Raw genomic sequence first — 20,686 nt, forward strand, 5'->3', positions numbered from 1 at the left:
CCTGACCTCTCGTCCTTTCCCCGGAGCCGGTCCATGAAGCTGCTGTTCGCCCTGTTTCTCTCCGCGCTGCTCTGCGCCTGCGCAAGTGCACCCGGCACTGCGCCGGGCTCCACTGGAGCACCGTCAGGCGTCGAATCCGCGACCGAGCCGGCACCTGCCCCGCCAACCGGCGTCCAGTGGCGCTACATCAATTCCAAGTCTTACGAGGCGACAAACCCTGGCCTGGGCATCAGCCATCGCTTCGAAAGCAACGTCGGCTGGGTCGACGTCTACATCTACGACATGAAGCGCAACTGGCAGCCGGGCGTCGGCGATCCGCAGTTCGACGAGCACTTCAGGAGCACCATTTCTGAGGTGCAGCGCGCCATCGCGCAGGGCATGTACGCAAGCGGCAAGGTCGGTCCCACGCGGGACGTGCGCATCGAAGGGCTGACTTTCCGCACGGTCTCGTTCCGCCTCGTGCGCCCGCGCGACGGCACGCCCTACGACTCGTTCACCTACCTTGCGGTGCGCAACGGCAAGCTGCTGAAGTACCGCATTTCCTTCAACACGCCCTCGCCGGCGAACATGGATGCGATCGCGCGCGAGTTCATCGAGCGCAACGTGCGCACCGGCCCCGAGACGCCGGTCGGCACGCGCCAGCTACGCAGCGCCTGACGCCGGGCGCCGCGCCCGCTCCCCTTCGCTGCCCGGCAGCTTCGCCACCCGCCCGGCCAGGAAGTCCACCAGCACGCGCACGCGCTGCGGCTGGTGGCGGCGCGGCGCATACAGCAGGTGCATCTCCTGCGCAGGACCGGTGTGGCGGCCGAGCACGCGCACCAGCCTGCCCTGCGCGAGCAGGTCGGCCACCATCCAGGTCGGCTGCAGCGAGATGCCGGCGCCGCCGAGCACGGCATCGAGCATCGCCACCGCGTTGTTCACCCTGTAGCGGCTGCGCACAGGCACCGCGACGGGGCCTTCGGGGCCCTGCAGCAGCACGCCGTCGTCACCGGCCGCATAGCGCAGGTAGTCGTGCCCGAGCAGGTCCTGCGGCTTGCGCGGCTTGCCGCGTGCCGCGACGTAGTCCGGCGAGGTGATCAGCACGCGCGGCCATGAGCCCAGGTGACGGGCGACCAGATCGGGCGGCAGGGTTCCGCCCACGCGCAGCGACACGTCGATGCGGCCTTCCAGCGGATCGATGAAGCGGTCGTCCAGCACGAGCTCGAGTTCGATGTCGGGGTAAAGGCCCAGGAACTCCAGCGCCATGGCGTTGAGGTGCCGCTGGCCCAGCGTCACCGGCGCGCTCAGGCGCAGAAGGCCGCGTGGCTGCTGTACGCCTTCGCGCGCGTCGGATACCGCATCGCCGTACTCCTCCAGCACGCGACGGGCACGCTCGTGGAAGCGCTGGCCTTCCTCGGTCAGGCTCAGGCCGGCGGCGGTGCGGCGCAGCAGGCGCACGCCGAGGGAGCGCTCCAGTCCGGCGACCAGCTTGCTGACGGTCGGCTGCGTGGTGCCGAGCGCGCGGGCCGCGCCCGAGAGGCTGCCCAGTTCCACGCTGTTCACGAAGGCTTCGAGGGCGCGCAGGGTGTCCATAGAGTATTCAAATATGGAATGGTCTGGATGCCATTCTGCCTTCTACCAATCTTCTGCGGCATGAATGAAAGTTGAGCCGTTGCTTCAACTCTCATCAGGACTCATCCCAATGACTGCATCCACATTCGCCTCGATCCTGCGCCACGGCGCCCTCGCACTCACCCTGGCCGCCACGGCCGCAGGCTCGACGGCCGGCCCTGCCGCCACCTACTGGAGCCCCAGCTGGATGGCCAGCACGCAGCCCGTCTGGGGCGGCGATTTCGTGTTGCCCGTGGGCCTGCCCTTCCAGTTCAACCGCCAGACCGTGCGGCAGGTCGCGCGCCTGAGCATCGGCGGCTCGCGGCTGCGCGTGGTGATCAGCAATGAAGGCGGCACTGCGCCGCTGTACATCGGCGCAGCGCGCGTCGGCCGGCATGGCGAGGGCTCGGCCGTGGTCGAGGGCAGCGACCGGGCGCTGCGTTTCGGCGGGCAGGCCGATGCCACCATCCCGCCGGGCGCGCGGCTGGTCAGCGATCCGGTCGACCTTGCCGTACCTGCGCTCGGCGAGATTGCGGTGTCGATCTACCTGCCGCGGCCCAGCCAGCCCGCGGGCTTCCACTTCGATGCGCGCCAGCTCGCCTACGTCGCCGACGGCGACCTGACCGGCGCTGCCCGCCTGCCCGCGACTGCCTCGCAATGGAGCACCCGCGTCTTCTTCAGCGGCCTGATCGTCGAAACACCGAAGCCGCCAACCACCGTCGTCGCCCTCGGCGACTCGATCACCGACGGCAACGGCTCCACGCCCGGCGCCAACACCCGCTGGCCCGATGCGCTGGCCGAGCGGCTCGCGAAGCGCAACGTGGCCGTGCTGAACGCCGGCATCTCCGGCGGCCGCCTGCTGAAGGACGGCATGGGCCGCGCGGGCCTGGAGCGCGCGGGCCGCGACGTGTTCACCCAGCCGGGCGTGCGCGCCATGATCGTGCTGCTGGGCACCAACGACATCGGCTGGCCCGGCGGCCCCTTCGCGCCCGATGAGCCCGCCATGCGTGCCGAGACTGTCATCCAGGGCCTGCGGCAGCTCGCGGAGATGGCCCATGCCCACAACGTGCGCATCGTGGCCGGCACCATCCCGCCGAACGAGCGCGCACTGGAAGGCACGCCACTCGAGGGCCACCACTCGCCCGCCAAGGACAAGGTGCGCCAGGCAGTGAACCGCTGGATCCGCGAAGGCGGCGCCTTCGACGCGGTGGCCGACTTCGACGCCCTGCTGCGCGACCCGGCGCAACCCTCGCGGCTGAAGGCTTCGATGGACTCCGGCGACCACCTGCACCCGGGCGACGCCGGTTACAGGGCGATGGCCTCGTCCATCGATCTGGACGCCCTGCTCGGCACGCCCGCGCAGCCCTGACGAACCTTTTTCTCAAGGGTTCGAGACTCCTCAAAATACTGTACATACATACAGCATTTCTCTAAAATTCGTCGTCTCCAAGAACAACATCGAGGCGACGCCAATGACCACCGCCAGTCCGCCTGCGCCCACCGCGCAGGTTCTTTTCTTCTCCAGGCTGCACAGGTTGCAGCCCCCCCGCACCCGCACAGGCCGCATCTCGACCTGGCCCTTCAAGGTGGCCCGCGACAAGGACCACGACGACGGGCAGCACAGGGACGATATCCGCGCCCAGGCGGCGCGCGTCATCCGGACCACTGCCGAAAGCTGGTGGCCGGACGGGCCCTGAAGGAGTGCTTCATGGCTGCCCGCAGGAAGCTTCTCATCGGACTTTTCCCGGCCAGCGAAGTGCAGGCCGAAATCGCAGCGCACCGCAAGAACTGGTGGTGGCCAAGAGGCTGCTCCTTTCCACCCGAAGAGCGCCTGCACCTGACCCTTCAGTACCTCGACGATCAGCACGGCGATGCCGAGCAACGTCTGCGCCACGCGCTGGCCGAAGTGTCGGTGCGAGCCCTGGAGCTCACGCTCGACAGCTCCTGCACGTGGACCAACGACGTCTCGGTCGTTCAGCCTTCGGAGCATGAAAAGTTGCGACACCTCCAGCGCGACATCAGCCGCGCGTTGCTGAGGGCCGGCCTCTCGCTCCGTGTACCCATTCGCGGGTGGACGCCGCACATCACCATCGCGCGAAACGCCGAGCACGCCGCGAGACCTACGCGCCTGAATCCCATCCGCTGGACCGCAACCGAATTCCGCCTCGTCCGCTCGCACTTCACGTCGCCGTTTCGCCACGAACTGCTGGGCTCCTATCCGCTGCACTGAAGCGGGCCATCCGTCCGGCGCTACAGTCCCCGGATGCTGACGCCCCCCGACCTGCCGCGCGAAGCCATCGCGCAATGCCTCGCCGATGCCTATGGCCTGCGCGACATCCGCATCGAATTCCTGCCGCTCGGCGCGGACGTGAACTCCGCCGTCTTCCGCGTCGACGCGAGCGACGGCACAGCGTACTTCCTCAAGCTGCGCCGCGGCGACTTCGACAAACCGGTCGTCACTGTCCCCGCTTTCCTTCATCGCGACAAAGGCATCGAGGCCGTGATGGCACCGCTGCCCACGACGAACCTGCAGCTGAGCGTACAGGCCCACGGCTTCGACTGGGCGCTCTATCCCTTCTTCGACGGCAGCAACGGCTTCGAACGCACCTTGACGGACCCGCAATGGACCGCGCTCGGCACGGCCCTGAGCGCGATCCACGAGGCCGAACTGCCCGAGGCGCTGTCGGCAAGCCTTCCGAAGGAGCGCTACGACCATCACTGGCGCGAAGGCGTGCGCCGCTACCAGCGGCGCTTCATCAACGGCGTGAAGGGCGACGGCATCGTCGAACGCTTTCTCGCCTTCTGGGAAGAGCACGCGGAAGAGATCGACACCATCGTCTACCGCAGCGAGCAACTGGCTTCCATCCTGCTCGAACGACCGCCGCGGCTGGTGCCGTGCCACTCCGACCTGCACGCGGGCAACGTGCTCGTGGGCGACGACGATCGCCTCTCGATCGTCGACTGGGACACGCTCATCCTTGCACCAAAGGAACGCGACCTGATGTTCATCGGCGGCGGCGTGGGCCACGTCTGGAACCAGCCCCGGGAGGAAGCGCTGTTCTACGAGGGCTACGGCCCGGGAGATCTCGATCTGGTCGCCCTCGCCTACTACCGCTACGAGCGCATCGTGAAGGACCTGCTCGAGTATTGCGACCAGATGTTCGATGCTGCAGCCAGCACGGAAGACCGCGAGGAAGGCCTGCGGCAGATGCAGAGCCAGTTCCTGCCCGGCGACGTCGTCGCCATCGCGCACCGGGGCTACGACGACATCACCTGATCGAAGCAGCGCGAAACAGCGCAGTCGACGAGGCAGGGCCTCGTCAGATCAGCATGTCCTGCGCCTCGTCCTCGAAGCCCTCGACCGGCCGCGCCTTGGCCAGCGCGAGCCACACGGCGAACGGAATGCGCTCGAAGGCGCGATGCACTGCCGCTCGCGCCACCACGAGACGCTCGCCCTCGAGCACCATCACGCCGCATTCGGCCGGCACCTCCTCGGGTTTGGCGATGCAGCGCCCCTTGGCGTCGTTGCCCAGCACGTACCAGCACTCACCGCCCAGGTCCAGATACGCCGCGCGCTTGTCGGGCTTGCGCAGGTCGCCCAGCAGGTCGGCGCGGCTCACCTTCACCTCGTGCACGATGGGGTGCGCATAGGCCTCCACGCTGGTATTGCGGATCGAGAACACATCGGGCCGCGCCACACACCAGCGCGGCTTTCCGCCCTCTTCCAGCGGCGGCAGGCGGGCCCGCAGGCCCAGGCCGCGCCATGCGATGCGGCCGCCGCGCGTCATCTCGCGTGCCACGCGCTCCACCAGCGCTTCGTGCGGCGACAGCGCGGCGCGGTTGACGGTGAGCGTGGTGGCGATGCGCGCGATGCCGGCGTCGGTCACGCGCAGCGTCTCGTGACCATGCACGGTGCGCACGCGCTCCAGGTAGCCGCCCGCGAGCAGTTCGACCTCGATGGTGTCGCAGCACGGCCAGCCGGCCGAGCGGTAGATCTCGCGCAGGCGCCGCGCATGCAGCTTGCCGAAGGGCACGGCCGTCTGCATCGGCGGCGGAGGATCCAGCACGGGCGGGGGAAATCCGGGGTCGGTCACCGGCGGCTCGACCGGTGGCGGATCGCCTTCCGGCGGCGGCATGGGCGGCTGCAGTGGCGGAGGCAGGGGCACCGGCACGTCGGGCGCGGGTGGCGGCGGGCCGATGGGCACGGCGACGACGGGGTCGAGAACGGCTGGTTCGGACATGGCGAAAGCAGGTTAGCGAAAAGCGGCGGAAGGCGCGAGGCATGGAACGTTCGGTTGCATCCGGTCTCTCCCTTCCCGTTTCAGTGAAAGTCCCGGCTCGTGTTGCTCTGCGCGAGCCGGCCCATGAGCGGCGTCAGGTCCCTGAAGCCGGTGGCAACCAGGTGCTGCACCTTGCCGCCGCTGTCGTCGTCTCGCTGCCAGGTGCCCTGCACCGCGAGCAGGTGCGACTTGAGCAGCGGCTCGCGCCAGGCCTCGATGACGTGGTTCCAGACAATCACGTTGACGTTGCCGGTCTCGTCCTCCAGCGTGACGAAGATGGTGCCGTTGGCCGTCTGCGGCCGCTGCCGCCCCTTGACGATGCCGCAGGCGCGCGCGGTCTGCCCGCTGGGCAGCGAACGCAGCTCGGCCGCGCTCATGAGCTTCATGCGCGCCAGGCGCGGGCGCAGCAGCGCGAGCGGATGGCGCCGCAGCGTGAGTCGCAGCGCCGCATAGTCGCCCACGATCTCCTCGCCCTCTGACGCGGCCGGCAGCAGCAGCGCCTGCTCGTTGATCGGCACGCCCCGCAGCAGGGCCGGTGCCCGTCGCTGCGCGGTGGCATCCCACACCTGCTGGCGCCGATGACCCGACAACGACATCAGCGCATCGGCCGCGGCCAGCGCCGCCATGTCCTTGCCGTCGAGTTCGGCGCGCAGGGCGAGGTCCTCGGTGCTCGTGAACGGTGCCTGCGCGCGCGCCTCGAGCAAGCGCTCTGCGCCGTCCTTACTGAGGCTCGCGATGCGGTTCAGGCCCAGCCGCACCGCGGGCTGGTTCTCGTTGCCGAGGCGATCGGCATAGCGCTCGTCGGTGCCGGGCGGCATGCGCGGCGCATCGGGCTCGCGGGCTTCGAGCGTGGTGTCGAAATCGCTGCGCGTGATGTCGACCGGGCGCACCTCCACGCCATGGCGGCGGGCGTCCTGCACCAGTTGCGATGGGCTGTAGAAGCCCATCGGCTGCGAATCGAGCAGCGCGGCGAGAAAACATGCCGGCTCGTAGTTCTTGAGCCAGCTGCTCACCGTCACCAGCAGCGCGAAGCTGGCGGCGTGGCTTTCGGGAAAGCCGTAGTCGCCGAAGCCCATGACCTGCTTGAAGATGGCTTCGGCGAAGCTGGCCTTGTAGCCGTTGTCGACCATGCCGTTGACGAGCTTGTCGTGGAACTTGCCGAGGCCGCCCTTGCGCTTCCATGCGGCCATGGCGCGGCGCAGCTGGTCGGCTTCGTCGGCGGTGAACTTGGCCGCGATCATCGCGATCTGCATCACCTGCTCCTGGAAGATAGGGATGCCCAGCGTGCGCTCCAGCGCTACGCGCAGCTCGTCTTTCTCGTAGCGGATGGGCAGGTTCCTGCGCACCCGCTCCCGCTGCTTGAGGTACGGATGCACCATGCCGCCCTGAATGGGCCCCGGCCGCACGATGGCGACCTCGATCACCAGGTCTTCGTAGGTGCGCGGCTTCAGCCGCGGCAGCATCGACATCTGCGCCCGGCTCTCGATCTGGAACACGCCGATGGTGTCGGCGTCGCAGATCATGTCGAACACATTCGGGTCGTCGCTCGGTATCTGGTGCATCGCCAGCGTCGAACCGCGCCAGCGGTTCATGTGCTCCAGCCCCCGGCGGATCGCACTGAGCATGCCGAGCGCCAGCACGTCGACCTTGAGCATGCCCATCGCCTCGAGGTCGTCCTTCTCCCACTGGATGACGGAACGATCCTTCATCGAAGCCTTCTCCACCGGCACCAGCCGCGTGAGCTTGGTATGCGTGAGCACGAAGCCGCCCACGTGCTGGCTCAGGTGGCGCGGAAAGCCCTTGAGCCTCTGCGTCATCTCTATCCAGTGCGTCAGCTTGAGCTCGTCCTCCTCGACACCGACACGCGCGGCAGCCTGTCGCAATTGCTCGCCGAGCACGGTGTCGTCGAACCAGTAGTGGTCTTTCGCGAACTCGTCGATCAGCCGCTCGTCGATGCCGATGGCCTTGCCAACGTCGCGCAATGCGCTGCGCGCGCGATAGCAGATGACGACGGCGGCGATGGCGGCGCGCTCGCGACCGTATTTTTTGTAGATGTACTGGATGACTTCTTCGCGCCGCTGGTGCTCGAAGTCGACGTCGATGTCGGGTGGCTCGCGGCGATGACGGCTGAGGAAGCGCTCGAACAGCAGGTGGCCCTTTTCAGGGTTGATCGCCGTGATGCCCAGGCAGTAGCAAACCGCCGAATTGGCCGAAGAGCCCCGTCCTTGGCAAAGGATGTCCCGAGACTTGGCAAAGCTCACAACGTTCTCGACCGTCAGAAAGAACATCTCGTATTCGAGTTCCAGGATCAGGTTGAGCTCTTTCTGGACCTGCCGACAAACGCTTTCCGGAATACCCGAGGCATATCTTTCGAGCGGATACCTCTTGAGTGCCCCTTCCCATGTCTTTCGCACAAGCGTCTGCGCCGGTGTCTCGAGGCTGCCCACGGTCTCCAGCGGGTACTTGTAGTTCTCCCGGATCACCTCCGGATCGAAGCGGCACCGCCCCATCACCACCAGCGTGTTCTTCAGCATCCGCGGCAGATAGAGCTCGGCCAGCCGCATGCGCGGGCGCAGGTGCCGTTCGGCGTTCGACTGCAATGCAAAGCCGCACTCGGCCACGGTCCGGCCCTCGCGCACGGCCGTCAGCACGTCGTGCAGCGGCTTGCACGAACGCGCATGCATGTGCACGTCGCCGGCCGCCACCAGCGGCACGCCCGCATCCTCGCCCGCCTGCATCAGCGTAACGAGCCAGAGATCGTCGTCGAGTTCGTTGAACAGCTCCACCGCCAGCCAGAGGTTCTCGCCGTACAGCGCCTTGGCGGCCATCAGGTCTTCGTGCAGCGTTGCCGTGTCCATCGCGCCGCCGGGGTCGCGGTCCGGCACGAAGAGAATCTGGCAACGCTGCAGCGAGGCCACGTCGCTCTCTTCCCAGCTCACGCGATATTCGCCCTTGGGCAGCTCGGTGTTGCGCGCGGCGGTGATGAACTCGCAGAGGTTGCCCCAGCCCTCGGTGTCGTTCGCGATCACCACGAGCCTGAAGCGCTCGAACTGGAACTCGCTGCCGAACAGCAGGCGGAAGGCGGGGTTGCGCGGGATCTTCGGTTCGTCGGGGTGTTCTCGCTCGTACTCGTCGAGCTTGTGTTCCATGCCGCGCAGGCACACATGTGCCCGCACGATGCCGGCCACCGAGCACTCGTCGGTGATGGCCAGCGCCTTGTAGCCGAGCTGGTAGGCCCGGTCCACGATGTCCTCGGGCGTCGAGGCACCACGCTGGAAGCTGAAGTTCGTGAGGCAGTGCAGCTCGGCGTAGTCCGGCAGCACCGAAGCCGGCCGCGCCCGCAGCGGCACCGGCAGCGCATGCACCTTGGCGGGCTGTCGCCTGCTTTCCTGCTTGCCGCTCAGCTCAGGCATAGAACCCCTGCAGGTACCAGCGCACCTCACCGGAAGAAAAGCGCGCGGCGGGCCGCTCGCGGAAGATCCACACCAGCCCGGCCTCGGGGCTTTCCGCGACGTAGTAGTCGCGCATCGCGGGCTGGCCGCCCTCTTCCTTGTCGCCCCACCAGCCGGTCTCCACACGCTGCGGGCCGATCAGCCTGCTCAGCGGGCCGCGGTAGCAGGGGCGTTCGCCGTCCATTTCGAGCAGCAGCGGCTCGGGCAGCAGCCATGGCGGATAGACGGCGTCGGGCTGCGAAGCCGCTGCAGCATCCTTCCGGCTCTTGTCCGCGACCGGCTTCTCCTTCTGCAGCGCAGGCCGCCATGCCTGCTTGCGCTCGGGCCGGTGATCGGCCTGCGCCGACGGCACCACCACCTGCTGCGGCCCGAGGCGCACGCTGAGCCGCTCGACCATCTCGTGCAGCCTGTCGCCCTTGCGGTTGTCCTCCGGCAGGAAGCTGGTGCTGGCGCCGGCCCACGGATCGGTTTCGAGCGTGCGCAGGCTGAGCCAGCTCGCCGGCGCGGCCAGCGTGGCGAGGGCCAGCTTCTCGGAGAGCAGACGGCGCAGGTGCGCCATGTCCTGCGTGGGCTCGGCCGTGCGCACGGTGAGCTGTTCATGCGGTGGCAGATTCACGCCGTTGAGGCGCCTGAGGTCGAGCGTCCATTGCAGCTCCAGCGCGCGCGCACCGCGCTGACGGGCGCGCAGCCAGAACTGCAGCGAGGTCAGCAGCCGGTTGGCCGACCACATGAGTTCGGGCGCAGTCTCGGCCAATGCGGGCAGCTCCAGCTTCTGCTCGAACACGTCGGGCAGCGTGAGCCATGAATGGCTTTCGGGGCGCAGGCCCCATGCGATGTCGAGCGCCTCGCGCAGGCCAGTGCCGAAGCGCCGCGTGAGGCCGCCGCGCGGCAGCGCCGCAACCTCGCCCCAGGTACGGCAACCCAGGCGCGCGAGCAGGTCGAGATGCTCATGCGCGGCGCTCAGCGTGTCGAGCGGCAGGCCGGCGGGCACGTCCTGCGGCCGCTTCTCTTCGCGCGCGAACAGGCGCAGCCGCGCCAGCGCGATCAGGCTGGTGGCGCCCTGCGTGCCCAGCATGCGCGCGTCGGGCACGGGGTTGTCGGCCAGCAGCAGGCGCATGAGCTGCATGCGCCCGCCCCACAGGCGCTCGCAGGCGGAGACTTCGAGCATCAGCGCTTCATCGAGCCAGGCGACGTGGGGCGTGTACTTCAGCGCCCACCAGCCCAGGGCTTCGGGCGTGGGCATCGCCGGGGCATCGGGAGCGTGGGGGGCGTCGGGCGTGCCGGCTTCAGGCAACCACCGCAAGGCGATCCAGTGCATCCGGGCCTCCTTTCCATGCGTCGATGCGCACCACCGTGGCAGACGTTGCCGATGTCGCTGTCACACCGGCTGGCACCGAACCCTGCTGCTGCAGGCGCAGCTTTCGCCGCAGCCGGGCAGCGGCCAGCAGCGCGGTCATGCGCTCGTTGCGCGCCGGCAGCATCACCGGCGCAGCCAGCGGCGGGCCGCGGCGCTTGAGGATGTCCAGCTCGATCTGCGACGCGTCGGCCCCGCTCCGATCAGCACGGATGCGCAGCCGCGCGGGCGATGCAGACAACGCCACCGACTCGGGCCTGCACACGAAGAGCAGCACCTCGTGCTGCGCGGCCGCCAGCTGCAGCCGCCGCAACTCGCCCACCCGCGCCTGCGGCAGCCAGGCCACGACGGCGGCGATGTCCGCGCAGCGCAGCGCCTGCTCGCAGGCCCACAGCCGCGCGGCTGGGGCCTCGCTCCTGACGCACATCAGCGCCTCCACCGGCAGCCCCTGCGCGGCCAGCGACGCGCCGCAGGGCTCGTAGGGCGCGCCGATCAGCACCACCGGTCCGCCCCGCGTGGCCACCGCCTGCGCCAGCGCCGGCAGCAGCAGCCGCCAGACATGGGCCTCGGGCGCAGGCAACAGCAGTTCCGTCATCGCGCCGACCGGCCAGCCGCCGCCCGGCAGCTCGGCGTCGAGCGCGGCGTGGCCGGTGGCGAGCACCTGCGCGTCGGCCAGGCCGAGTTCGTCGGCATGCCAGACGCCGCGGCCTGCGGCAGCGGAAAAGGAATCGAGGAAAGGAAGGCCCATGGCGATGACTGTTAACTGTATTTTCATACAGTATTTCGCAGCCTACAACAGGAAAACCGGTTTCCCTGTTTTTCTTCTTTACCGCCGTCTTTCACATTCCTCATGCTCATGTGAAGGCGCCAACAAGTCGTTTGAGCCCGAGGCGCCGCTTCGCTCCAATGGACCCGTCCAAAGGAGCCATCGCATGACCACCCAGAGCACCGTCACCGCAGGCCTGAACTACCTCCAGCCCTCCGCCCTGCGCCCCTTCAGCTACACCTTCCAGCCGCCGCCCGACACGCCATGGGAAAGCGGCAGCTACGAGCTGCGCCCCATGCCGATCGCCGACGCGCGCGCCGCCGCCACACCGCCCGACATCGAGCGCGAAGGCTTCGTGCTGCGCGACGCGCCCACGGCCGTGCGCGACTTCCTCGACGACGCGGAAGTCACCGCCATCTACCACCGCGAGGTGGCCGAACTGGCGCTGGCCGTCACCGGCGGCGCACGCGCCTACGTGTTCGACCACCTGGTGCGCCGGCGCGAGGCCGACCGCGTCGCCCTGAGCTTCGGCCGCCGCGCGACCGACGGCCGGGCCGCCGCCAACGGCCGCATCCACAACGACTACACCGAGGAATCCGGCCGCCGCAGGCTGTCCATGGTGCTGACGGACCCCGACGAGGCCGCGGCCGTACGGCGCTACTGCATCGTCAACGTCTGGCGTTCCATCAAAGGGCCGGTGCTCGACACGCCGCTGGCCGTGTGCGACGCACGTTCGGTGATGGCGAAGGACCTGGTCAGCGCCGAGGTGCGCTATCCGCGCCGCACCGGCGAGATCTACCTCGCGACGCATTCGCCCTCGCACCGCTGGTCGTACTTTTCCGCGATGGACCGGCACGAGGCGCTGGTGTTCAAGCAGTACGACTCGCAGCTCGGCGGCGTCTCGCGCTACACGCCGCACGCGGCCTTCGACCACCCCGACACGCCCGCCGACGCGCCGCTGCGCGAGAGCATCGAGGCCCGCTGCCTGGTGGTGTTCGAATGAGCGCCGCAATCGAGTTCTGGTTCGACTTCGGCAGCAACTACAGCTACCTGAGCACCATGCGCATCGAGGCCGAAGCCGCCGCGCACGGCATCGGCATCCGCTGGCGGCCGTTCCTGCTGGGGCCGATCTTCCGTTCCTTCGGCTGGGAGTCGTCGCCCTTCGTGCTGCAGAAGGAAAAAGGCGACTACACGTGGAAGGACATGGCCCGCCAGTGCCGCAAGTACGGCCTGCCGTGGCAACGGCCGACGAACTTTCCGCGCCCGGCCGTGCTGCCGCTGCGCATAGCGCTGGCAGGCACCACGCAGCCGTGGATGGGCGAGTTCTGCCGCCGCACGATGTCGATGAACTTCGCAGAGGACCGCGACATCGATTCGCCGCAGGCCATGCACGAGCTGCTGACCTCGCTCGGCCTGCCGGCGCACCGCGTCATCGAGGAGGCACTGTCGGACTCCAACAAGCTGCGACTGCGCCGGCAGACCGAGACGGCGGTCGAGAAAGGCATCTTCGGCGCGCCCACCTTCTTCGTGGGCGACGAGATGTTCTGGGGCAACGACCGGCTCGACGAGGCGATCGCGTTCTGCAAGGCGGAAGCTTCAGCGGACTGACGACGAGCCCCGCGCCTCGTCCACCAGCCAACCGGCGACGTGGCGCACGTCCTCGCGCGGCGACTCCTCGGCCTGGATCAGCCAGTAGGCGTGGGCCGAGGGCTGCTCCGGCACCGGCGCCGCGATGCGCACCAGCCGGTCGTCGTCGAGCAGCGGCTGGATCAGCTCCAGCCGCCCCAGCGCCACGCCCTGCCCGGCCAGCGCGGCCTGGATCAGCTGGTCGTACTGGTTGAAGTGCAGCACCGCCTGCGGCTTCGCGTCGGCCCAGCCCACCGCCGCGAGCCAGTCCTTCCACTGCAGCCACGGGTGCTGCGGATCGTCGAAGGCCAGCAGGCACAGGGTGGACAGCGCACCGGGCGCGTCGAGCGAGCGCAATCCGAGCGAGGGATGCGCCACCGGCGCCACCGTTTCCCCGAAGAGCCGCACCGCGCCGGCCGGCGCGAGTTCGGGCGTGGTGTAGCGGATGGCCAGGTCGATGCCGTCGTTGCGCAGGTCGGCCAGCCGGTTGTTGGAGGACACGCGCACGTCCACGCCCGGATGCAGCTTCTGCACATTGCCCAGCCGCGGCAGCAGCCACAGCCCCGTCATGCCGATGCTCGCGCTCAGGGTCACGGGGCGCTGCTCGCCGGACTGGCTGATGCCGCCCATCACGTCCTGCAACTGCTGCACCGCGCCGTCAGCGCTGCGGAACAACCGCTCGCCCTCGGGCGTGAACGAGATCGAGCGATGGCCGCGCACCAGCAGCGCCACGCCGAGCTGCGCCTCCAGCGCATGGATCTGCTTGCTGACCGCCGACTGCGTGAGGCACAGGTCCTGCGCCGCGAGCGAGATGCTCATGCGCCGGCCCACCGCGACGAAGCCCCGCACCAGGTCCAGCGAGGGCATGCGAAGCAGGGAGAGTGGCATTCCCATGATGAATATGAGGCAGCGAAAAGGCGGATTGGAGCACAGGCCCGGGCATCGCTCCCGGCCGCCTCCCGCCGGATACTGGTTGCCGATGCCGCCTCCGAAGGATTTCCCCGCCCTCACCCGCGCCGAGCTGCTGCGCCTGGGCGTCGCGCTGTGCGCCGGCGCCGCGTTCCCCGCCTTCGCGCAACAAAAGCCCCTGCCCGCCATGAACACCCGCCCCATCCCCTCCACCAGGGAAGCCCTGCCCGTGATCGGCTGCGGCACCTGGATCGGCTTCGACCAACGCCCCGGCAGCGAGGAATACGCGCGCCTGCCCGGCGTGCTCGAGGCCCTGTTCGCGGCCGGCGGCACGGTGATCGACAGCTCGCCGATGTACGGCCGCTCCGAGGAAACCACCGGTGAGCTACTTGCAGCGTCGAAGCAGCAGCAGGGCAAGGCCTTCCTCGCCACCAAGGTCTGGACCTCGGGCCGCGAGGCCGGCATCGCGCAGATGGAGCAATCTTTCGCCCGGCTGCGCACGCAGCGCATGGACCTGATGCAGGTGCACAACCTCGTCGACTGGCGCACCCACCTCGCGACGCTGCGCGGCTGGAAGGAACAGGGCCGCGTGCGCTACGTCGGCATCACGCACTACACAGCCTCGGCCTACGGCGAGGTGGAGGCGGTGCTGAAGGCCGAGAAGCTCGACTTCCTGCAGATCAACTACTCGCTGGACGCGCGCGAGGCCGAGCAGCGCCTGCTGCCGCTGGCGGCCGAGCGCGGCGTGGCGGTGATCGTCAACATGCCCTTCGGCGGCGGCGGACTGCTGCGCCGGCTGCGCGACAAGCCGCTGCCGCCATGGGCCGCCGAAATCGGCTGCACCAGCTGGGCGCAGGTGCTGCTGAAGTTCGTGCTGAGCCATCCGGCCGTGACCTGCGCGATTCCGGGCACCAGCCGCCGCGAGCACATGGCGGACAACGCGGCGGCCGGCGGGGGCAGCTTTCCCGACGCGGCCTTCTGGCGCCGCGAGGCCGCTTCTATTCGAACTTGACGTTGTGCTCGCGCACGGTGGCGCCGAAGGCGTCGTACTGCGTGCGGAAGAACTCGGTGAACTTCGCAGGGCTCATGCCGTAGCCCTCGAAGCCCTGCTGCACCAGCTGCGCGTGCACCTCGGGGCGCTTCAGCGTGTTCTGCAGCTCCTGCGAGAGCCTGTCGGTGATCGCCTGCGGCAGCCCCGGCGGCCCGAAGAAGCCCGCCCACGGCGTGATGGTGAGCTTGCCCAGCCCCAGCTCGCCGCCCGTGGGCACGTCGGGCAAGAGGCCGCTGCGCTGAGGCAGCAGCGTCACCAGCGCGCGGATGCGCCCTTCCTTCACGAAGCCCGGCGCCAGCGTGCCGGTGGTGAACATCATCTGGATCTGCCCGCCCAGCAGGTCGGTCATGGCCTGCATGTCGCCCTTGTAGCGCGCGTTGACCACCTTGCGATCGCCCAGCAGCTGCAGCATCGCGAGCTCCGAAGCGCTGTTGCTCGAGGCCGAGTTGAGCGCCCCGGGCTTCGACGCCACCAGCGCCAGCAGCTCGTTCACGCTCTTCACCGGCAGGCTGGTCGGTACCACCAGGAACATCGAGAACTGCCCGGCCGAGCTGATCGGCGTGAAGGCCTTGAAGGGGTCGTAGGGCGGCGTGGGCCGCAGCGTGGGCGCGGCCACCATCGCGGTGTTGGTGCCCATCAGCAGCGTGTAGCCGTCGGGCTTCGCCGACGAGGTGGCCTGCGCGGCAAGCACGCCGTCGGCGCCGGGGCGGTTCTCCACGATCACCTGCTGGCCGAGTTGCTTGCCCAGCCCCTCCGCGATGATGCGCGTGAGCACGTCGGCGCCGCCGCCCGCGGCGAAGCCGACGATCAGCTTCAGCGGCTTGTTCGGATACGCGTCGGCGCTCCATGCCGCCGTGCCGGGCAATGCCGCGGCGGCCAGCGCCGCCAGGGTCAGGGTTCTGCGTCGCATGAGGTGCCTCCGCGTCAGAAGAGATGGCGCACGCCGAATTCCCAGCCGGTCGACCGATGCCCGGCCGCCGGCGCCACGCCGCCGCTGACCACGTAGCGCGCCTGGCCGCTGTTCATGAGCCGCGCATAGGTGCCGTACAGCGCGGTGCGCTTCGACAGGTTGTGCACGTAGCCGATGCCGAACTGCCGCGCGTCGTCGCGGTTGCGCGGCATGCCGTTGGCGTTGCGCAGGCTCTCGTCGCTGCGGTCGTCGAGGTAGGCGTAGCTGATACGGATGCGCCCGACCTCGAAGGCCGGGATGTGCGCGCCGATCTCCGTCGTGTTCTTGCGCACCGTGCCGCCCGCGAGCTTCACCGTCACCGCGTTGTAGAGCGCGAAGAACTTGGCAAAGCCCGCGTCCCACGAGCCGCCGATGTTGGCGTGCGTGTAGTTGCCGATGGTGGCGGTGGACTTGAAGTTCGAGCGCGTGACGGCCGCCGCGACGTCGAACGCGCCCGATGCGAAGCCGAAGCGCGCGCCGGCGAAGTTGCCGTCGTCGCGGTTCGCCACGGTGGAGTCGTTCTCGCCGGTGCCGATCATCGCCATGCCGTAGAAGCCGCCGAGGTTGGGCGGCAGCCAGTAGCTCACGGTATTGCTGCCGGTGATGGCCGTGGGCAGCGGCCCGGTGCCCGCGCCAGCGAAGGTGAGATTGCCCGCGCGCGCCACGCCGTTGGCGTTGAAGGGGTCGAAGTAGATGCTGTTGTAGTGCGTGGGAATGAAGTCGTGGCCCAGCCGCACCTCGCCGAGCGTGTCGGACGAGAGGCTCACGAAGGACATGCGGTCGAAGGTGATCGGCCCCGCAGTGCCCGCGCCGCTCGTCTGGTTGTTGCTGTTGCTCGGGCGGCCGGTGCCGGTGTCGGGGTTCAGGCTGCCTTCGAGCCAGAAGCCCGCGCGCAGGCCGCCGCCCAGGTCCTCGGTGCCGCGAAAGCCCAGCCGGCTCGTGGAGAGCCCGCCGTTCGACAGCGCCTTCACCGAGCCGCCGCCGGGACCGGCGCCGTTCGTGTACTGGATGCCGAGGTCCATCACGCCGAACACGGTGACGCTGGATTGCGCCTGTGCCACGCCGCTGCTGGCAAGCCCCAGCGCCGACCACATCAAGATTCTCTTCATGGTTTTCTGTCTCCTGCTTCTTCTCTTGGGTTGAAAAACTCGGAACGAACGCGCAGGGCTGCGCCACCGGGTGCGGACGGGGGTCCGCACCGGTCGGCGAAGGCCGGGGTGAAAAAGGTCTAGCCCGGAGGCTCGGCGCGTTCGGTGCGCACGAGCACCGCGCCCTTGGAAAGCGGACTCACGTTGCGCCGGTACTGCTGCAGCCAGCCGGTGTCATGCACCGGCGGCGGCGGCTGCCAGCCGTCGCGGCGCGCCTGCAGTTCGGCGTCTGTCAGGTCGATGTCGAGGCGGCGCGCGTCGAGGTCGATGGTGATGACGTCGCCGTCGCGCACCAGCCCGAGCGGGCCGCCGAGCGCGGCTTCGGGCGATACCTCGGCTACCACGAGCCCCTTGCAAACCAGGCCCGAGAGATGGCCGTCGGTGAGCAGCGCGACCTGGTCGCCGAGCCCCGCGCCGTCGACGGCGAAGACCACGCGCGATGCGCCGCCGCCCATGGCAGGACCGCCGCAGGCACCGGCACCGCGCATCACGATCACCTGGCCGGGCACGATCTCGCCCTTCTTCAGCGCGGCAATGGCCGCGTCCGAAGTCCAGAAGCACACGGCCGGGCCGGTGAAGCGCCGCACCTTGCGCTCGGCGATGCCGGTCTTGATGAGGCCCGACTCGGGCGCGAGGTTGCCGCGCAGCAGCACGATGGCCGGCAGCGGCGCCACCGGCCGGTCGATGGGGCGGATCACCTCGGCGTCGGCCACTTCGGCGCTGCGCAGGTTGTCGGCGACAGTGCCGCCGGTGACGGTGAGCACGCCGGTGTCGAGCAGCGGCTCGAGCTGCTTCATCAGCGCGCGGCAACCGCCCGCCGCCTCGAAGGCTTCGATGGAATGTCCGCCGATGGGCCGCACGCCGGCCAGCACCGGCGTCGTCGGGCCGAGGCTTTCGAAGAGGCCGTACACGTCGACGCCGCACTCCCCTTCAGTCGCAACGGCTTGCAGATGCTTGGCCGTGTTGAGCGAACCACCGATGGACAGCACCGCGCGCACCGCATTGACGAAGGCGCCGTGTGTGAGGATGTCGCGCGGCTTCAGGTCGTCGAGCACCATCCGCACGATGCGCGTGCCGGCCGCGCGCACGTCGTCCATCATCTTCGGGCTCAGCGCCGCCACCGGCGCGCTGCCCGGCAGGGCCAGGCCCAGCGCCTCGCAGACGATGTGCATCGAGTTGGCCGTGCCCAGGCCCGAGCACACGCCGGGGCCGCGAATGGCCTCGCGGCTCATGCCCACGAGCTCTTCCACCGGCAGGTTGCCCGTGACGGCATGCATGGCACCGATGAACACCTCCTCGATGTCCATGTGGTGGCCCTTGTACTCGCCGCTGGGCTGGTAGCCGCAGGGCACGAGCAGCGTCGGGATGTTGAGCCGCGCGGCCGCCATGAGCTGGCCCGGCACGGTCTTGTCGCAGGAGGTGAGGCACACCATGCCGTCGAGCTGCGCGCCCTCGACCGCCACCTCGATGTCGTTGGTGACCAGGTCGCGCGCGCCGAGCATGTAGGCGCCGCGCGCACCAGCGCCCGTGATGAAGTCGCTGGGCGCGGCGGTACGGATCTCGAAGGGCACGCCGCCGGCCGCGCGAATGGCGGCCTTCACCTCCACCGCCACGCGGTCGAGGTGGCTGAAGCAGGCGGCCAGCTCCGAGGAGCTGTTGACGATGGCGATCTTGGGCTTCTCGCAGTCCTCTTCCGGAATGCCGAGCGCGCGCCAGTGAGCGTTGCGCACCGACCAGAGATAGGAGCCACGCGGGAAGTTGCTGCGCAGGGGGCGGGTCATGCGGCACCTTCCAGTCTCTTCTTCGTGATCTCGACCACCCCTCGGTCGGCATCCACGCGCACCCAGTCGCCGGTTTCGATGCATTCGAGCGGGTCGCGCTCGAAGTCGGTCATCGCGGGCGAATGCGTGACCACGGCGCCCAGCGCCATCTTGGTCGTCATCTCGTTGAAGAGGAACGCGGCCGGCGCCGAGTTCATGAGCCGCGTCATGTGGAACATGGCCGACCAGCCCGAGGAGCCCTTGGCCCCCGGAAACACCAGCACCTTGCCCGCGAAGCTCTGCCCGCGCAGCTCGTGCCGCGTCTCGATGACGGTGCCGGTGCGCGGATCGATGCCGCCCCAGCCCGAGATGCGGTCGCGCGTGACCAGCGCCTCGCCTTCCGCAACGCCGCCCACGACCTTGCGACCGCGGATGATGATGGTTTGTTCAGTGATGACTGCGTCGCTCATGCGTAGGCTCCGTTCCAGCGGCCCGTGCAGGCTGCGTCGATGCATTCGGCCGTGCTGCCGAACCAGGCCTGCACGCCGAGGATGGCGGGCAAGTAGTGGGCCTGCTTGGCCGAGTCGAGCGCGACGGTCTTCGTACCCTTGGGCACGGCGCGGCTCATGGCGGAGCAGCTGTCGCCCATGATGATGCCGCCAGCGTCCTCGATGATCTTCGTGTAGCCGTTGCGGTCGGCCAGCGCCTTGATGGCGCGCGGCGTGAAGATCCACAGCTCGCAGTCGGGGTGCACCTTGCGCCCTTCTATGAGCTGCGCGGCTTCCCAGATCTGCTCGATGGTGTAGTGCGGGCAGCCCAGCATCACGTACTGCACCTCGGCGTCCTTGGCCGTGATGTTGATCTTCTCGTAGGTGGCGCGGCGCTCTGCCTCTCCGTAGCGCAGCACCTCCGCGGGCGCCTTTCCGCCGAGCGCCTGCTCCAGCGTCAGCGCCTCGGGCGTGACGCCGGCGATGTGATACATCTCCACGCCGCCCGAGGACGACGCCGCGGCGCCGAAGTGCTTGAGCCTCGGCAGGTTCGGCACCCGCGAGATGCCTCGCCGGCTGTGCACCACCGGCACGCGCTCCTGCACGTGCTCGCCGATGTAGTAGCCGAGCAGGCCCCAGTCCTGCACCGACTCGACCTCGATGTCGAGCTCGACCACGTGCGTGGCGCGGCGGTTCTGGTCGAGGTGGTAGCCCCAGTACGGAATGCGGCCGGTGAGCATGGCGGCGCCGGTGCTCTCGCGGCCCTCGGTGTTGGTGCGCGCGCCCAGCACCGAGTTGCAGTACACGACCGCCGACGACTCCATCCACGCGCAGTGCTCGCCGCGCGTCGGGATGTTGCCGACCTGGTAGGGCGTGCAGGTGTTCATGATCTGCGCGCCGAGGCCGGCGGCGTGGCGCTCGCTCTTCTCGTAGAAGCGCACGATCTCCTCGCTCACGCCCATGCGTTCGGGCTGGCCGGGATCGAACCCCAGCTGCAGGTGGCTGGTGAAGACCTTGAACTTCGGGATCTCGACGGTCTCCTGGCTGTCGAGGCTGAATTCGGAGAACACCGCGTCCATGCCGCCGCCCTTGGCGAGCGCGAAATCGCGCTGGAAAGGCGTGGTCGATGTGATGGTGGCGCAGACGTTGCGCGTCTCGACCAGTCGCTCGGCGCCCAATGCTTCGCCGTAGCGCACCAGCAGGTCCATCGCCTTCTGCACGGCCGGGCCGTCTCGCCCGTCGTACATGGCTTTTTCTTCATCGCTCAGGTGCATGACCTGTGTCTCCGTTCTTCTGTGTCGTGGGGTCGAGCC

General features: G+C 69.0%; 19 protein-coding genes. 8 read left to right on the forward strand and 11 right to left on the reverse strand.

What is annotated here, in order from left to right; all coding sequences use genetic code 11:
- Positions 1-33 precede the first annotated feature (33 nt).
- Positions 34-657 (forward strand): hypothetical protein, encoded by a 624-nt coding sequence (locus tag BMY35_RS15890; protein WP_093200712.1) that lies wholly within the window; start codon positions 34-36, stop codon positions 655-657.
- On the opposite strand, the gene BMY35_RS15895 is transcribed toward BMY35_RS15890, so the two are convergent.
- Positions 643-1,572: a LysR family transcriptional regulator gene (locus BMY35_RS15895; RefSeq protein ID WP_093200714.1), complete on the reverse strand. Its 930-nt coding sequence runs from the start codon at positions 1,570-1,572 to the stop codon at positions 643-645. The two genes, BMY35_RS15890 and BMY35_RS15895, sit on opposite strands and share 15 nt — an antisense overlap.
- A gap of 109 nt (positions 1,573-1,681) precedes the next feature.
- Here BMY35_RS15895 and BMY35_RS15900 point away from each other — a divergent pair, with 109 nt between their 5' ends.
- The 4 genes from BMY35_RS15900 to BMY35_RS15915 all read left to right on the forward strand — a co-directional run bounded on the left by BMY35_RS15900 (position 1,682) and on the right by BMY35_RS15915 (position 4,867).
- Complete coding sequence (locus BMY35_RS15900) at positions 1,682-2,959, forward strand: SGNH/GDSL hydrolase family protein (RefSeq protein ID WP_093200719.1); 1,278 nt, start codon at positions 1,682-1,684, stop codon at positions 2,957-2,959.
- 103 nt (positions 2,960-3,062) lie between these two features.
- Positions 3,063-3,287 carry a hypothetical protein gene (locus BMY35_RS15905; RefSeq protein WP_093200722.1) on the forward strand — a complete coding sequence of 75 codons (225 nt, stop codon included), beginning with the start codon at positions 3,063-3,065 and terminating at the stop codon, positions 3,285-3,287.
- A gap of 11 nt (positions 3,288-3,298) precedes the next feature.
- Positions 3,299-3,820 carry a 2'-5' RNA ligase family protein gene (locus BMY35_RS15910; RefSeq protein WP_093200724.1) on the forward strand — a complete coding sequence of 174 codons (522 nt, stop codon included), beginning with the start codon at positions 3,299-3,301 and terminating at the stop codon, positions 3,818-3,820.
- A 33-nt stretch (positions 3,821-3,853) separates the two neighbouring features.
- Positions 3,854-4,867 carry a phosphotransferase enzyme family protein gene (locus BMY35_RS15915; protein ID WP_093200727.1) on the forward strand — a complete coding sequence of 338 codons (1,014 nt, stop codon included), beginning with the start codon at positions 3,854-3,856 and terminating at the stop codon, positions 4,865-4,867.
- 43 nt (positions 4,868-4,910) lie between these two features.
- On the opposite strand, the gene BMY35_RS15920 is transcribed toward BMY35_RS15915, so the two are convergent.
- The 4 genes from BMY35_RS15920 to imuA form a co-directional block, all read right to left on the reverse strand.
- The gene (locus BMY35_RS15920; RefSeq protein ID WP_093200730.1) at positions 4,911-5,831 is read right to left on the reverse strand and encodes a hypothetical protein; all 921 of its coding nucleotides are present in this window, start codon (positions 5,829-5,831) and stop codon (positions 4,911-4,913) included.
- A gap of 80 nt (positions 5,832-5,911) precedes the next feature.
- The gene (locus BMY35_RS15925) at positions 5,912-9,283 is read right to left on the reverse strand and encodes an error-prone DNA polymerase (RefSeq protein ID WP_093200733.1); all 3,372 of its coding nucleotides are present in this window, start codon (positions 9,281-9,283) and stop codon (positions 5,912-5,914) included.
- Positions 9,276-10,640: a Y-family DNA polymerase gene (locus BMY35_RS15930; protein WP_093200735.1), complete on the reverse strand. Its 1,365-nt coding sequence runs from the start codon at positions 10,638-10,640 to the stop codon at positions 9,276-9,278. The genes BMY35_RS15925 and BMY35_RS15930 overlap by 8 nt, the downstream gene beginning before the upstream one ends.
- Positions 10,609-11,424 carry a translesion DNA synthesis-associated protein ImuA gene (imuA, locus tag BMY35_RS15935; protein ID WP_093200738.1) on the reverse strand — a complete coding sequence of 272 codons (816 nt, stop codon included), beginning with the start codon at positions 11,422-11,424 and terminating at the stop codon, positions 10,609-10,611. Before imuA ends, BMY35_RS15930 begins: the two co-directional genes overlap by 32 nt.
- A gap of 184 nt (positions 11,425-11,608) precedes the next feature.
- On the opposite strand from imuA, the gene BMY35_RS15940 reads away from it, so the two are divergent.
- Positions 11,609-12,445: a CmcJ/NvfI family oxidoreductase gene (locus BMY35_RS15940; RefSeq protein WP_093200741.1), complete on the forward strand. Its 837-nt coding sequence runs from the start codon at positions 11,609-11,611 to the stop codon at positions 12,443-12,445.
- Positions 12,442-13,050 (forward strand): 2-hydroxychromene-2-carboxylate isomerase, encoded by a 609-nt coding sequence (locus BMY35_RS15945; RefSeq protein ID WP_093200743.1) that lies wholly within the window; start codon positions 12,442-12,444, stop codon positions 13,048-13,050. The genes BMY35_RS15940 and BMY35_RS15945 overlap by 4 nt, the downstream gene beginning before the upstream one ends.
- Here the strand turns inward: BMY35_RS15945 and BMY35_RS15950 are convergent.
- A complete protein-coding gene (locus BMY35_RS15950; RefSeq protein WP_093200746.1) occupies positions 13,039-13,956 on the reverse strand; it encodes a LysR substrate-binding domain-containing protein in 918 nt (305 codons plus the stop codon). The two genes, BMY35_RS15945 and BMY35_RS15950, sit on opposite strands and share 12 nt — an antisense overlap.
- Before the next feature lie 91 nt (positions 13,957-14,047).
- On the opposite strand from BMY35_RS15950, the gene BMY35_RS15955 reads away from it, so the two are divergent.
- On the forward strand, positions 14,048-14,989 hold the full coding sequence (locus BMY35_RS15955) for an aldo/keto reductase (protein ID WP_177213652.1): 942 nt from the start codon (positions 14,048-14,050) through the stop codon (positions 14,987-14,989).
- On the opposite strand, the gene BMY35_RS15960 is transcribed toward BMY35_RS15955, so the two are convergent.
- From BMY35_RS15960 to BMY35_RS15980, 5 genes are all read right to left on the reverse strand, one after another.
- Positions 14,976-15,938, reverse strand: coding sequence for a Bug family tripartite tricarboxylate transporter substrate binding protein (locus tag BMY35_RS15960; RefSeq protein ID WP_093200752.1), 963 nt, complete (start codon positions 15,936-15,938; stop codon positions 14,976-14,978). The two genes, BMY35_RS15955 and BMY35_RS15960, sit on opposite strands and share 14 nt — an antisense overlap.
- 14 nt (positions 15,939-15,952) lie before the next feature.
- A complete protein-coding gene (locus BMY35_RS15965; RefSeq protein ID WP_093200755.1) occupies positions 15,953-17,086 on the reverse strand; it encodes a porin in 1,134 nt (377 codons plus the stop codon).
- A 119-nt stretch (positions 17,087-17,205) separates the two neighbouring features.
- Positions 17,206-18,906, reverse strand: a complete 1,701-nt coding sequence (locus tag BMY35_RS15970; protein ID WP_093200758.1) for a dihydroxy-acid dehydratase — start codon at positions 18,904-18,906, stop codon at positions 17,206-17,208.
- Positions 18,903-19,355, reverse strand: coding sequence for an aconitase X swivel domain-containing protein (locus BMY35_RS15975; protein WP_093200761.1), 453 nt, complete (start codon positions 19,353-19,355; stop codon positions 18,903-18,905). Before BMY35_RS15975 ends, BMY35_RS15970 begins: the two co-directional genes overlap by 4 nt.
- Entirely contained in the window at positions 19,352-20,647 is a 1,296-nt protein-coding gene (locus BMY35_RS15980; protein WP_093200764.1) for an aconitase X, read from the reverse strand. The genes BMY35_RS15975 and BMY35_RS15980 overlap by 4 nt, the downstream gene beginning before the upstream one ends.
- Positions 20,648-20,686: the final 39 nt, after the last annotated feature.

The sequence above is a fragment of the Variovorax sp. YR750 genome, assembly GCF_900109805.1.
GTDB classification, from domain to species: Bacteria; Pseudomonadota; Gammaproteobacteria; order Burkholderiales; family Burkholderiaceae_C; genus Variovorax; species Variovorax gossypii.

Excerpts from the sequence above, each read along its gene's own strand:
- BMY35_RS15890 (WP_093200712.1), top strand. The coding sequence starts at position 34 with ATGAAGCTGCTGTTCGCCCTGTTTCTCTCCGCGCTGCTCTGCGCCTGC.
- BMY35_RS15895 (WP_093200714.1), bottom strand. The coding sequence starts at position 1,572 with ATGGACACCCTGCGCGCCCTCGAAGCCTTCGTGAACAGCGTGGAACTG.
- BMY35_RS15900 (WP_093200719.1), top strand. The coding sequence starts at position 1,682 with ATGACTGCATCCACATTCGCCTCGATCCTGCGCCACGGCGCCCTCGCA.
- BMY35_RS15905 (WP_093200722.1), top strand. The coding sequence starts at position 3,063 with ATGACCACCGCCAGTCCGCCTGCGCCCACCGCGCAGGTTCTTTTCTTC.
- BMY35_RS15910 (WP_093200724.1), top strand. The coding sequence starts at position 3,299 with ATGGCTGCCCGCAGGAAGCTTCTCATCGGACTTTTCCCGGCCAGCGAA.
- BMY35_RS15915 (WP_093200727.1), top strand. The coding sequence starts at position 3,854 with ATGCTGACGCCCCCCGACCTGCCGCGCGAAGCCATCGCGCAATGCCTC.
- BMY35_RS15920 (WP_093200730.1), bottom strand. The coding sequence starts at position 5,831 with ATGTCCGAACCAGCCGTTCTCGACCCCGTCGTCGCCGTGCCCATCGGC.
- BMY35_RS15925 (WP_093200733.1), bottom strand. The coding sequence starts at position 9,283 with ATGCCTGAGCTGAGCGGCAAGCAGGAAAGCAGGCGACAGCCCGCCAAG.
- BMY35_RS15930 (WP_093200735.1), bottom strand. The coding sequence starts at position 10,640 with ATGCACTGGATCGCCTTGCGGTGGTTGCCTGAAGCCGGCACGCCCGAC.
- imuA (WP_093200738.1), bottom strand. The coding sequence starts at position 11,424 with ATGGGCCTTCCTTTCCTCGATTCCTTTTCCGCTGCCGCAGGCCGCGGC.
- BMY35_RS15940 (WP_093200741.1), top strand. The coding sequence starts at position 11,609 with ATGACCACCCAGAGCACCGTCACCGCAGGCCTGAACTACCTCCAGCCC.
- BMY35_RS15945 (WP_093200743.1), top strand. The coding sequence starts at position 12,442 with ATGAGCGCCGCAATCGAGTTCTGGTTCGACTTCGGCAGCAACTACAGC.
- BMY35_RS15950 (WP_093200746.1), bottom strand. The coding sequence starts at position 13,956 with ATGCCACTCTCCCTGCTTCGCATGCCCTCGCTGGACCTGGTGCGGGGC.
- BMY35_RS15955 (WP_177213652.1), top strand. The coding sequence starts at position 14,048 with ATGCCGCCTCCGAAGGATTTCCCCGCCCTCACCCGCGCCGAGCTGCTG.
- BMY35_RS15960 (WP_093200752.1), bottom strand. The coding sequence starts at position 15,938 with ATGCGACGCAGAACCCTGACCCTGGCGGCGCTGGCCGCCGCGGCATTG.
- BMY35_RS15965 (WP_093200755.1), bottom strand. The coding sequence starts at position 17,086 with ATGAAGAGAATCTTGATGTGGTCGGCGCTGGGGCTTGCCAGCAGCGGC.
- BMY35_RS15970 (WP_093200758.1), bottom strand. The coding sequence starts at position 18,906 with ATGACCCGCCCCCTGCGCAGCAACTTCCCGCGTGGCTCCTATCTCTGG.
- BMY35_RS15975 (WP_093200761.1), bottom strand. The coding sequence starts at position 19,355 with ATGAGCGACGCAGTCATCACTGAACAAACCATCATCATCCGCGGTCGC.
- BMY35_RS15980 (WP_093200764.1), bottom strand. The coding sequence starts at position 20,647 with ATGCACCTGAGCGATGAAGAAAAAGCCATGTACGACGGGCGAGACGGC.